The organism is Mycobacterium sp. (assembly GCF_050701675.1).
Classification (GTDB): Bacteria; Actinomycetota; Actinomycetes; order Mycobacteriales; family Mycobacteriaceae; genus Mycobacterium.
On the sequence record NZ_JBOGDD010000332.1, the window covers coordinates 1 to 13,997 of the forward strand.

General features: G+C 68.8%; 2 protein-coding genes. One reads left to right on the top strand and one right to left on the bottom strand.

From position 1 onward, the window contains the following. A partial coding sequence (locus ACRDUX_RS09815; protein ID WP_526413355.1) for an FAD-dependent oxidoreductase occupies positions 1-1,125 on the top strand: 1,125 nt, incomplete at its 5' end. Here the strand turns inward: ACRDUX_RS09815 and ACRDUX_RS09820 are convergent. Continuing rightward, positions 1,100-13,997: amino acid adenylation domain-containing protein (locus tag ACRDUX_RS09820; protein WP_526413357.1), on the bottom strand; the 12,898-nt coding region annotated here is incomplete at its 5' end. The genes ACRDUX_RS09815 and ACRDUX_RS09820 overlap by 26 nt on opposite strands.

A 13,997-nucleotide genomic window follows, 5' to 3' on the forward strand; every position in this document is an offset into this window, starting at 1 on the left:
CCGGTCACGATCGTCGGCGCGGGCCTCGGCGGCCTGACGCTCGCGCGCGTGCTGCACGTCCACGGCATCCCCGCAACGGTGTACGACGCGGACCCGTCGGCTGGGGCCCGCACGCAAGGCGGACAGCTCGACATCCACGAGCACGACGGGCAGGTCGCGCTCGAAGCAGCAGGGCTCACCGACGCGTTCCGCGCGATCATCCACGAGGGTGGCGAGGCGTCGCGCGTGCTCGACCAGTACGGCTCGGTGCTGCTCGACGAGCCTGACGACGGCACCCGCGGGCGTCCCGAGGTGCTCCGCGGTGACCTCCGCCGCATCCTGCTCGAGTCGCTGCCCGACGGCACGGTCCGGTGGGGACGCAAGGTCACCGGCGCCCAACCGCTTGGGGCGGGCCGCCACGAGCTGTCGTTCGAGGACGGCTCGACGGTGACCACCGGCCTCCTCGTCGGCGCCGACGGCGCCTGGTCGAAGATCCGGCCACTGCTGTCCGATGCGAAGCCCCAATACGTCGACACCGTGTTCGTCGAGACCTACCTCTACGACGTCGACGAGCGGCACCCGGCGGCGGCCGAAGCGGTAGGTGGCGGCGCCATGTATGCGCTTACTCCTGGGAGGGGGATCGTCGCGCATCGCGAGTCAGGGGACGTGCTTCACACGTACGTCCTCCTGAAGCGTCCCGCCGAGTGGGTCGCAGGGGTCGACTTCACCGACACCGCCGCGGCGATTGCCAGTGTCGCGGCCGAATTGGACGGGTGGGCACTGGAACTCACCGCGTTGATCACCGACGGTGAGACCGCGCCCATCCCGCGCACCATCTACACACTCCCGAGCGGCCACCGATGGGACCGCGTCCCCGGGGTGACACTCCTCGGTGATGCCGCGCACCTGATGCCGCCGTCCGGCGACGGCGCGAACTTGGCGATGTTCGACGGTGCCGAACTCGCCAACGCGATCGCCACCCATCCCGACGACATCGAAGCGGCGCTCACCGCCTACGAAGCGACGCTGTTTCCGCGCAGCGAGGCGGTCGCCGTGGAGGCGCACCAGACCCTTGAGCTCTGCCTCGGGGACCGCGCCCCGTTCGGACTCGTCGAATTGTTCACCGCGCCAACTCGGCCGCGATGAGCGGGCCGAGCCTGGCGAGGGTGTCCGAATCCATCAGTTCGGAATGGGCGCAGTCCAGTTCGACGACACGCAGCTCTCCCCCGACGTGCTCCCGCCAACCCTGGGACGCCACGCCAACCAGATCCATCTCCAAGGTGGTGGCGTCGACGAAGAACACGTCGCCCTGGTACCGGCCGTAGTCCGCGTCGGCGGTGAATCGCTCAGCGGCGACGTAGTTCTCGATGACCAGCGCGATCTGGGCGTCGTCGAGGATGGCGATCGCATCACCGCTGGAGCGCACCAGCGTGACTGCCTCGTCCACCGACATCCTGGCGCCGGGGTCGACGGGGAAGCCCATCTCGCGAAGCAGGCTGGCGAGCACCGCAGCCGGGTCGAACGGGCCATCGGAGGTGACATCCGTTCGCGCATCCAGCATTCCGACGAAGCCGACCTCGCGGCCTCGGCCGATGAGTTCCTGCGCGACGAGCAGGGCCATCGACCCACCGAACGACCAGCCGAGCAGCCGCACCTGGCCAGTCGGCGCCACCAGGGCCACGGTGTCCGCATAGTCCGCTGCGAGCTCGGCGATGGTCTCGGGCAGCCGGCCGTCGGTGAACAGCGGCGACTGCAGTCCGTAGAGCGGAACCGTCTGTGGTAGCTGCCTTTTCAGGCCGGCGAACTGCCAACTGAGCCCGCTGGCAGGGTGCAGGCAGAACAGTGGCGGTTCGGTCCCGGAGTCCCGCAACGGCAACACCTTGGCCAGACTGCTCACTCCCTGGCCGGCAGCACCGGCCTCCAGTCGACCAGCGACCTCGGCCACCGTCGGGGCCACCATCAGAGTGGCCACCGGCAGGTCGACGTCGAACTCGCGTCGGATCGCTGCGGCCAGCCGCACCAACAGCAGGGAATGCCCGCCGAGGGCGAAGAAGTCGTCGTCGATGCTCGTCACCTCGGTGTCGAGCACGTCGGTGAACAACTCGCAGAGCCGGCGCTGCTGGGCCGTCGTCGGGGGGCGACCGGCTCCGGCCACGACGTGCGGCTCGGGCAGTGCGTTTCGGTCGAGCTTACCGCTGGGCGTCAGCGGGAACGCCGCCAACTCGACGTATGCCGAGGGCACCATGTGGATCGGCAGCGCCGAGAGTGCGTGTTCGCGAAGGGATTGCGCGGTGGACTCGTCCGACTCCCCAGCCGGGAGGTAGTACGCCACCAGCCGGTCGGCGCGGACGACGACGCGAGCCGACGACACCGATGGATGGGTCGTCAGCACCGACTCGATCTCGCCGGGCTCGATCCGGACACCGCGCAGCTTGATCTGGTCATCGGTGCGGCCGAGATACTCCAGCTGACCGTCGCGTCGCCAGCGCACCACGTCACCGGTTCGGTACATCCGCGCACCGGTCTCGAACGGGTTGGCGACGAAGCTCTGTGCGGTCAGGTCATGGCGGTGCAGATAGCCGTCGGCAAGCTGCACACCCGCGAGGTACAGCTCGCCGGGAGCGCCCACCGGCACCGCGTTGAGGTAGCCGTCGAGTACGTACGCCCGCACGTTCCAGCCAGGCACGCCGAGCGCCACCGGGCCGCCATCGGCGGTCCACGCCAGCACGTCCACCGACGCCTCGGTCGGCCCGTACAGATTGTGCAGCGGCACGTCGAGGGCCAGGGCGAAGCGGCTCGCCACCTCCGGCGACAGCGCCTCACCCCCGACCGTGACGCGGGTAAGGGACGTGCACTGTGCCGACCGGGGTTCCTCCAGGAACAGCTCGAGCATCGAGGGCACGAAGTCCACCGCCGTGATTGCCTCGGCGGCAATGATTTCCGCGAGATAGCCGGGGTCTCGGTGGCCGCCGGGTCGAGCCAGCACCAGGGTGGCCCCGACGCTCAGCGGCCAGAACACCTCCCACACCGACGTGTCGAAACTGATCGGGGTCTTCACCAGCATCCGGTCGTCCGGCGTCAGCGGGTACGCGTCCTGCAGCCACGCGATCCGGTTCACGATGCCCGCATGCGAAACCGCGACGCCCTTGGGCCGTCCCGTCGAACCGGACGTGTACAGCACGTAGGCGCGCGCCGCCGGGTCGACGTCCCAATCGGTTCTGGCGTCGCTGGCCCCTCGGACCGCCCGCACCTCGGCCGCGTCGTCGAGCACTCTCACGGGTCCGGCATCAGACGTCATGTACGCCAGGCGATCCGGTGGGTATTCCGGGTCCAGCGGTAGGAACGAGGCGCCGGACTTCGCCACGGCGAGCAGCGCGACGACCAGTTCCACCGACCGTGGTAGGGACACTCCGACGATGGCCCCCGGGCGGGCGCCGCTCGCGACGAGCCGTGCGGCAAGCCGGTTCGACCAGGCATCCAGCTCGGCGTAGCTCAGTTCGATCCCTTCGAACCGGACGGCCGTCGCGTCGGGCGTGCGCCGCGACTGCCGAGACACCAGCGCCGACAGGTCCACCGCGTCGACGTCGTGGCCGGTGTCGTTGCGCGCCATGACCAATTCGTCGCGCTCACCGTTGGCCAGGAGGTCGACGTCGCCGACCGGGACGGCGACGTCGCTCCCCATTCGGGCGAGCACCGTCACCAGTCGGAGCGTCAAGGTCCGCACCGACGACTCGTCGAACAGGTCGGCGGCGTACTCGGCCATGATGGTCGCGCCGCCGTCGCCGCCTTCGTCGATCAGGGTGAACCCCAGATCGAACATCGCTGCCGTCGAGGGTGGTTCGCACCACTCGGTTCCAAGCCCGAACATGTCGGCGTCACCACCGTCGCGCAGGTGATATCCGATGAAGACGCCGAACAGGGGGTTTCGTCCTGCCACCCGCGGTGGGTTCAAGTCCTCGACCAGCCGGTCGAAGGGCAGCTCCTGATTGGCGAAGGCAGCCAGGTCCGCATCGCGGACTCGGCCCAGCAGCTCGTCGAACGTCGGGTTGCCCGACACGTCCGCCCTCAGAACGACGGTGTTCACGAAGAAGCCGATCACGTCGTTGAGTGCAGCCTCGTCGCGCCCGGCGACCGGCGTGCCGACCACGATGTCGTCGCCTGCGCCGAGCCGGTGCAGCAGCACGGCCACGCTCGCGTGCAACACCATCAGCATGCTGACCTGGCGGTCGACGGCCAGAGTGCGCAGTACCGCAGCGGTTTTCGCCGGTACGTCGACGTGCATGGTGTCGCCCGCCCCGCTGGGCCGGGACGGCCTTGGTCGGTCGGTGGGCAGGGTCAGTTCGTCGGGCGCGCCTTCGAGCGCCTCACGCCAGAACTGCAGTTGCTGATCGCCGACGCGGGCCAGCAACTCGCGCTGCCACAGCGTGTAGTCCGCGTACTGGACGGCCAGGGCCGGCAATGTGGGCGCGCCCGTCCCCGCCACCCTGCTCCGGTAGGCGAGGTTCAGGTCGGCGAGGAACGGCGCATCCGACCATTCATCGGTCGCGATGTGGTGCAGTAGCAGCGCCACCGTGTGATCCGCGGCGGCGACCCGAAGCACGCTGATTCGCAACGGAATCTGCCTGCTCAAGTCGAACTCGTGCGCAGCGATCTCCGCGATCCGGTCGGGTAACTCCGCCTCGTCGCAGTCGACCACGCCCATCGGTGCTCTGGTGCCTACCGGCAGGATGTCCTGGAACGGAATTCCGTCGTGTTCGCCGAATACCGTCCGGAGTGATTCGTGCCGGTCGACGACGTCGCCGACCGCGTCGCGCAGCGCGTCCAGATCCAGTGGACCATGGACCCGGAACACCAGTGGGTAGTTGTAGGCCAGGCCGGTCTCGCCGAGTCGATCTAGAACCAGCAGCCGCTCCTGCGCCGCGGAGGTGGGAATTCGTTCTGGCCTGGTCCTGGCGACCAGTTCCGGTCGCGGTACCAGCGAGGCTGCGGGCTGCGAATCCAGTACTGCCGCAAGCGCGGCGGGGGTGGAGGCATCGAAGACGTCCCGAATCGAGATCTGCACGCCCAGCGCGGCGCGTACCCCGCTGATCAGTCGGATGCTGAGCAGCGAATGTCCGCCGAGGTCGAAGAAGTCGTCGTCGACCCCCACCCCGGTAGCACCGTCGTCGAGGCCGAGGACCCCGGCGAACAGTCCGCAGAGAACCTCCTCGGTTCGCGACTGCGGCGGCCTGCTGACGGCGCGCTGACCTGCCGGGTCGACCTCTGGCAGCGCCCGGATGTTCAACTTGCCGTTGTCCGTCAACGGAAGCGCGTCGAGCACCGCGAAGGCCGATGGCACCATGTAGGCGGGCAGGACGCGCTTGAGGTGGGTGCGGAGCTCGCCGATCAACTCGAGCTCCGTCGTCGAATCCGCGGCAGCAGGCACGACGTAGGCCACGACCCGATGCGAGCCGGACGTGTTCGGGTCGGGCCGGGCGATGACCGCGGCCTGAGTCACCAGTGGATGTGCCGCCACCGCACTCTCCACGTCACCGAGCTCCACGCGATAACCGCGGATCTTGATCTGATCGTCGGTCCGGCCGAGGAACTCGAGGTTGCCGTCGGTGCGGCGGAGTACCAGGTCGCCCGTGCGGTACATCCTGCCGTCGGGGTCGAAGGGGTTCGCGACGAAACGTCCTGCGCTGAGCCCGGGCCTGCCGAGGTAGCCCTGCGCCAGTCCGGCTCCCGCGATGTACAACTCGCCTGCGGTGCCGTCCGGGACGGGCCTCAGCCAGGTGTCGAGGATGTGGGCGGTGGTGTTCCAGATCGGTTGCCCGACGGTGGGGGTGGCGCTGTCATCGGTTCCGCCGCCGAGGGTGTTGATGGTGTACTCGGTGGGCCCGTAGAGGTTGTAGCCGTAGCTGGTGTCGCTGTCGCGCAACCGGTTCCACACCGTCGTGGACACTGCTTCGCCGCCGAGAAGCACCAGAACGGGCGGGTAGCCATGACGGTCGAGTAGGCCCTGTTCGATGAGCAGCTGTGCGTACGTCGGCGTCACGTTGATGACGTCGATCTGGTGCTCGTGGCAGTACGCCACCAGGGCCGTCGCGTCCCTGCGCAGATCCTCGTCGCAGATGTGGACTTCGTGGCCCTCGATGAGCCACAGGAGTTCCTCCCACGACATGTCGAAGGAGAACGACACCGTGTGCGCGATCCGCAACCGGCGGCCACCCGCCTTGGCGATCGCAGGCGCGAAGATCGCCTCGCGGTGGTTGAGATGCATGTTGGTCAAACCCCGGTGCGGCGTGACCACACCCTTGGGTTTGCCCGTCGAACCGGAGGTGTAGATCACGTATGCCGGCTGGTCCAACCCCGGTGCGTAGCCGTCCCAATTCGACGGTGCGCCAGCGCGTTCGGTGCTCATCGATTCGTCGTCGAGGACCACCACCGGACACGACTCGGGCACGACTCCTGCGATCCGGGTCGCCACGGCCATCGTGGTCAGCACGCACACCGGAGCTGCGTCGTCGAGCATCACCGTCAGACGGTCGTCGGGGTAGTCGAGCTCCAGCGGCAGGTAGGCGGCACCGGCCCGCAGCACCGCGAACAGCGCGACGACGGCGTCGATCGAGCGCGGAATGGCCAGCGCCACCGTGGAACCCGCGCCGATGCCCCGCTCGCGCAGCACCCAGGCCAGCTGGTTGAGCCGCGCGTCGAGCTGTCCGTAGTCGATCGCGTCTGCGCCGCAGACCATCGCGGTCAGGGCGGTCGACTCACCACTGCGCTCGGCGAGCAGGTCCATCACGGTCGCGGCGGGCAGGTCGTGCCGAACCGCGTCGCCGTGGGCGGCCAGTGCGACGTCTTCGTCGGGCAGGAGCACCGACACCGCCGCGAGGGGCGCGTCGTGGTGAGCGAGCTGCAGGAGAATCTGCCGCAGCCGGTCCAGAAGTCGTTGGGCGTAGCCGCGGTCCACCACGTCGGGCCGGTATTCCAACTTGACCCATAACCGCCGCCCCGGCGAGGCGACCCAGGTCAGCGGGTAGTGCGACGCGTCGATCGAATCATGGCCGACGATTCCGTACTCGGTCTCCATGTCGGTGAAGGTGTCGTCGTCAAGGAAGTTCTGCAGGACGTAGAGGTTGTCGAACAGCGCACCGTCGACCGTCGAGGCGCGCTGGATGTCACCAAGGCCCAGATATTCGTGGTCCATCAGGTCGAGCCGCTCGGACTGCACCGCCCGCATGGTGTCTGCGACCGACCGCTGCGGATCGAGCCGGATCCGCGTCGGCACGGTGTTGAGGAACAGCCCGATCACCGATTCGATGCCGTCGAGGTCGGTCGGTCGCCCAGCGACCGTCGACCCGAATACCACGTCCTCTGTTCCGGTTTCATAGGCCAGCACGAGTGCCAGCGCAGTTCCGATCAGGGCGTTGAGCGTGACCCCGGACTCGCGCGCAGCCTTGGTGAGCAGCACCGTCTGGTCTTCGGGCAGGGTGAAGTCAAGGCGCAGCGCCAGCGTGGGTTCGGTGCCCACCGCCGCCGGTACCAGCAGCGTTGGCGCGGCCAGACCGGCCAGCGCCGTGGCCCATCGCCGCGCCGATGCCTCCCGATCCTGCCCGTTGAGCCACCGCAGGTAGTCGGTGAAGTGCGCGGTCGGCTCGGGCAGGTCGGCCTCGACGCCCTTCTTCGCGGCCGCGTATTCGGCGAACAGTTCCCGCAGCAGCTGCTCGCGGGACCAGCCGTCGAGCAGCAGGAAGTGATAGCTGAAGATCAGTCGGTCGACGCCGCCGGTGCGGACGATGGTCATCCGCGCCAGTGGCGGCGTGTCCAGGTCGAAGGTGCGGAGCCGGTCGGCAGCCGTGAGATCGGCGACGCGCTCGTCGACGTCGTGGCTCGTCGACCCCGTCAGGTCGATGAGCTCGGGGGCCCAAACGGGGTTGGCGATGATCGCCGCGACCGGCTGCGGCAGATCGTCGGCGAGGAAGGCCGAGCGAAGCACCGGATTGCGTTGCATCACGGCTGAATACGCGGCGTGCAGGGCCTCGACGTCGACCGGGTCGGCGAAGTCGAAGACGTTCTGGACGATGTAGACCGCCGCCTGCGCGTAGCGGGCCTGGAAGTACACCCCTTCCTGTAGGGGGGAGAGCGGCCAGACGTCCTCGACCGCCTGGCACGCCGTCGCGGCGATCCCGTCGATGTCCCGCTGGGACAGTTGGACGAGCGGCAGGTCCGAAGGGGTCAGCGAGCCCGTCTGGGCGCCCGAATCCGAGTCGCCGCCAAGGTCACCCAGTTCGCGAAGCACCGCCATCCAGTGCTCACCCAGCTCGGTGACGGCATCGCCGCTCAGCTCGCCGTCGGCGTAGGTCAGGGTGGCGCGCAGAACCGGGCCGTCGACCGTCTCGTCGCAGATGGCATTGATCTCGAGCAGGTACGGGGTGCCCAAATCGGGGTCCGGCGCCACCCGCAGGGCGTCGACCTCCGGCGCCGAGTCCCAGTCGCGGGTGCCGTCGGCGGCCCACCGCCCCAGGTAGTTGAACAGCAGCTGGGGTGCGGGCAGGCGGCCCAGTGCCGCCGCGGTGCGCGGGTTGCAGTAGCGCAGCTGGCCGAAGCCGAGTCCGCCGTCGGGGGCCGTGCGAAGCCGTTCCTTGACCTCCTTGAGGACCGCGAGGTGATCCCTGTCGCCGTCAAGGCCGGCCAGCCGCACCGGCGCGATGGCGGTGAACCAGCCCACGGTGCGGGACAGGTCGAGCTCACTGCCCCACCCGTCGCGGCCGTGGCGCTCGAGATCCAGAACCAGTGGCGCATCGGGTGTTCCACCACGGGCGGCCCGCCACCGCGCGACAGCGAGATGCAAGGCACTGACCAAGGTTTCGGTGACGTCGGCGTTGGCCAGCGCAGGGACGGTGGTCAACAGCGGTACCGTCTCGTCCACCGTCAGTCGGACGTCGTGATCACGGGTGCCCGCCACGGTCAGGCCAAGTGTATTGGCGACCGGGTCGAGCTCACCGCCGGGCGCGAGCGTCGTCGTCCAATGCTCGAACTCTGCCAATCGTGCTGCCTGCTGGGCGTTCTCGTTGACCGTCCTGGCGTATGAGCGAATGGAGGTGCCCACCGGCGCCAAGGTGGGCCGTTCACCGGCCCGTAGCCGGTCGAATGCCTCGCTCAGATCGTCGATCAGGATGCGCCACGACACGCCGTCAACGGCGAGGTGATGCACCGCGAGGAGGAGCCGGCCCTGCCGTTCTGAGCCGAGGTCGAACCATGCCCCTGCGACGATGGCGCCGCTGTCAGGGTCCAGCCTGTCGACGGCGGTATCGGACTGCGCACCCACCGCGGCTCGTAGCTCGTCATCGGTCAGTTCAGCCGCATCGATCCGCAGCACCGAAACAGTCGCCGCAGGAGCGGCTTCCAACGACCACAGCATTGGCGAAGGCCTGTGCAGGCGAAGTCCCAGCGCGTCGTGTCGAGCGACGACGGCGTTGACCGCAGCGTCGATCTGATCCTGGGTCGCACCGGCCGGGGACAGCAACAGCTCGGTCTGGTTGAGCCGGTTGACGGCGCCGCCCAGTTCGGCCAATCGCTGCACGATCGGTGTCAGCATGACCTCGCCGTGATCGGGACCCGCATCGGTGACGTCGGGGGCCGACGACGGGGTCCCCTGCCCTGCTCCGATCGCGTCGGCGAGCGCGGCCGCGGTGCGGCACGTGAACACCTGCTGCGGCGTGATCCGCACGCCCTGTCGTCGAGCCCGGTTGACCAGCTGGATGGCGACGATGCTGTCGCCGCCCATCGTGAAGAAGTCGTCATCGACACCGACTGCGGTGCTGAGGATTTCCGTGCACAGTGCTGCGAGCAGTTCTGCGACGCCGCTGCCATGATCGACGGGTGCGACGGGTGTCGCACTGGGCGTTGCGGTCTGCGCCGGCGCGGGGAGCGCGGCTCGGTCCAGCTTCCCGTTCACGGTCAACGGCAGCCCGTCGAGCACGACGAGCGCCGACGGCACCATGTAGTCCGGCAGTCGTTCGGCCAGCTGGGTACGCGTCTGTGCGACGTCGATCGACGCGCGCCCGACCAGGTAGCCGACCAGTCGGCTGCGGCCCGTCTCGTCCTCCCGCACTGCCGCGGCTGCGTTCGCGACGTCGGGCAGCGCGGCAAGTGCCGACTCGACCTCGCCGAGCTCGATGCGGTAGCCGCGTACCTTGACCTGCTGGTCCGATCGGCCGACGTAGACCAGCTCTCCGGTTTCGGCCCACATCGCGGTGTCACCGCTGCGGTAGAGCCGTTCACCGGACGCGTCGAACGGGTTGGCCACGAATCGCGACGCCGTCAGGCCGGGCCGTCCGACGTAACCCCTGGCGAGCTGTCCACCGGCGACGTACATTTCGCCCACCACGCCCATCGGAACCGGCTGCAAGTCGTTGTCCAGCAGATGGATTCGCAGGCCGGGAAGTGGGCCACCGATCACGCCGATGCCGCTGTCGGCGTCAGCAGGGGCAAGTGGTCGATGCGAGACGTGTACGCAGGTCTCGGTGATGCCGTACATGTTGACCAGTCGCGGCGAGTCGGAGTCCTGCTGGCGGTACCACCCGGCGAGCCGACGCGCGTCCAGTGCCTCGCCGCCGAAGACGACGTATCGCAGTGAAATATCCCCGCGCTGATTGCCGAGCGCCTCGATCAACGGGTAGAACGCCGAGGGGGTCTGGTTGAGCACCGTGACCCGCTCGGTCGACAGCATCTCGGCGAACTGCTCCGGATCGCGCGCGACCGCCTGTTCGACGATCACCAGACGACCACCGTGCAGCAGTGGTCCCCACAGCTCCCAGACCGAGAAGTCGAAGGCGGCGGAGTGGAACATCGTCCAGACGTCGTCGGGTCCGAAGTCGAAGAGCGTCGTCGCGCCCTCGAAGAGCGCCGCGACGTTGCGATGGGTGACCGCAACGCCCTTCGGGACTCCGGTCGACCCGGAGGTGTAGATGACGTACGCGGCGTGGTCGGCGTCCTGCCGCACGGCAGGAACGGGTGCGTCCATCCCGGTGCGGGCCGCCTCGGCGAGAACCACGATCGGCGTGTTCGAAGGAGTGGCCACGGCCGACAGGCGCTCGACCCCGTCGACGAGGATGCAGACGGGTACCGAGTCGGCGACGATGTGCTGCAGCCGGGCAGCAGGCGAGTCGATGTCCAGTGGGACGTAGGTTCCGCCCGCCTTGATCACGGCCAGGAGTCCGACGACGAGGTCGACGGAGCGCGGCAGCGCCACGGCCACCCGCGATTCCGATCGTACCCCGAGACGTGCCAGCCCCGCCGCCACCGCGGACGCCCGCTCGTCGAGTTCGGCGTAGGTCAGCCGGTCGGTTCCACAGGTGACGGCGACGTGGTCCGCGTGGGCGCGCGCGGCCGCGGTGAACGCGTCGGCGAGAGTGCGGTCGGGACCTTCGCGTGATTCCGTTCCCGCGACGAGCTGACGTTCGGCACCGGTCCTCAGGTCGATTGCGCTGACCGGCTCGTCGGGACGCTCGGCGAACGCCGTCAGGATGCGCTCGACGCGCTCTGCGAAACGGTCGGCCTGATCGGCGGTGACGGTTCCTGCGTCGTACTTGATCTCGACGGTCAGCCGCTCGTCGAGGTAGGCGACGAAGGACACCGGGTAGTGCGGTGAGTCGGTGCCGGTGAACCCACGGAACGCGATGGCACGCCGATCATCTGGACGCTCCGCGGCCAAGACGGGGAAGTTCTCGACCACGACCATGGTGTCGAAGAACTCCCGGACTCCGGCGAGCCTGGCCAGCTCTGCCAGGCCGAGGTGCTGGGCGTCCAGGACGGCGCTCTGGCCTTCCTGGAGCTCGGCCATCACGGTGGCGATCGGTGACTGACGTTCCCATGACATCGGCACCGGGATGGTGTTGATGAGCAGACCCACGATCGATTCGGTGCCGGACAGTTCGCCGCCGCGACCGGACACCGTAGACCCGAACACGACCCGACGTCGATCGAGGAGCCTGCCGAGGAGCAGACCCCAGGCCCCGTGCAGCACGGTGCTGAGGGTGACGCCGCGTTCGCGTGCCGTCAGGGTTAGGGCGTTGGTGAGTTCTGCGGACAGTCGCCGGACGGAGCTCCGGTGCTCCCCGACGGTCCCCCGGTCGCCGAACAGCGTGGTGGGTTCGACTCCGGCCAGCGCGGCCGACCAGGCTTGCGTGGCCGACTCCCGGTCGCCACTGCGGACGGCTTCCACGTGATCACGCAGCGTCACGGTCAGCGGCGCCAGGCCCGCGCCTGCTGCTCGACTGGCGTTGTAGTGCGTGACGATGTCGCCGAACATCACGGGGTAGGACCAGCCGTCGGCAACGATGTGATGCATCGTCTGGATCAGACGGTGGTCTTCGGCGCTCGAGGAGACCAGAGCGTAGCGGACCAGCGGGGCGGTCGCGAGATCGAACGGGCGTGACAGCTGCTCGGCCGCAATGCCTTCCACCTCGCCGGCAGCGGCCTCGATGGCCTCGAAGTTGACGGCAACGTCATTCCAGATCACCTGCGCCAGCCGGCCGTCCTGTAGCTCGCGGAAGCTGGCCCGCAGCGCGTGGTGCCTGCGGATCACGGCGGCGACGCTGTCGCGCAGCCGGTCGGGGTCGACCGGTCCGGACAGTTCGGCGATCTGCTGCACCCGGTAGGTGTCTGTGGATCCGTCGGCGTCATCGCCGAAGGCACCGTGGAAGTACATCCCCTCCTGCAACGGCAGCAGCGGCAGCACGTCCTCGATGGAGCCCGTCCGTTGCCATTCGTCCAGGTCGGCCTGCGTGACGTCGATCAGCGGGAAGTCCGACGGGGTGTGGCCCTCCAGGGCGTCACACCGCGCCAGGGCGGTCAGAGCGGCACGCAGGAGCTCGGCCAGCTCGCCGACGTCCTCGGAATCGAGAAGCCCACCCGGCCAGGACAGCGCCATGGTCAGCCTGGTGCCGTCCGGCAGGTCCTCGGCGAGTGCGTTGATCTCCAGTGCCGCAGCGGGGTTGGTCGGGTCGACGCCTTCGCGCAGGGCCCCGATCTCGGCGACGGGCTCCCAGTCCCGGCCGCTGCCCCCTGCGAAGCGCCCAAGGTAGTTGAACAGGATCTGGGGCGCAGCGCCCCGGATGGGACCCGAGCCGTCCAGATAGCGCAGCACGCCGTAGCCGAGACCACGGCTCGGCACCGTCCGCAGTTGGTCCTTCACCGACTTCACCGAAGCCGCAAGGGCCGAGCCGGCCGTGACGACGTCGGCCCAGTCGAGCAGGCCCGGATCGATCCGGGTCGGGTAGATGGCGGTGAACCAGCCGATCGTGCGCGAGAGGTCGAGGTGCCCTGGCACCAGATCCGCTTCTCGGCCATGACCTTCCAGGTTCACTGTCACCGCAGTGCTCTCGGCGTGGCCGCGATCGCTGCGCCACTTCGCGAGTGCCAACGCGAGTGAGGTGAGGAGTACGTCGTTGACACCACCGTGGATGGCCGCGGGGACCGACGACAGCAGTGCCGAACTGACGTCGGTCGGCAGCGAGAAGCTCTGACTGCGAACGGTGTCCGCGGTATCGACCGCCGGGTCCAAGGTGCGCGAGCCCAGGTCGGGATCGGGGGTCGCCAGCACCCGGTTCCAGTATTCGACCTCCGTACCGAACCGCGCCGCGGTGATGGTGTTCGACCAGGTGCGAAACGACGTCGGGACGTCGTCGAGGGTGGCGAGCGCACCGCCCTGGCGCACGTCTGACCACGCCCTGGCCAGATCGTCGGTGATGATCCGCCAGGAGACGCCGTCGATCACCAGGTGGTGAATGACGAGCAGCAGTTGGCCGCAGGCCGCAGGCTTGTCGTACCAGACGGCGCGGACCATCACCCCGGCTTCGGGGGCCAACTCCGCTGCCGCGGCGGTGGTCGCGGCGGCGACGTCGGCCGACGTCAGTTCGCCTGACACGCTGGTGAGCGCAACGGCCGCTGAGCCATCACCCGGCGGTGGCACGGACAGGGTCCAGCCTTCGTCGCCGACCTCGAGTCGGGCGCGCAGCATGTCGTGGGTATTC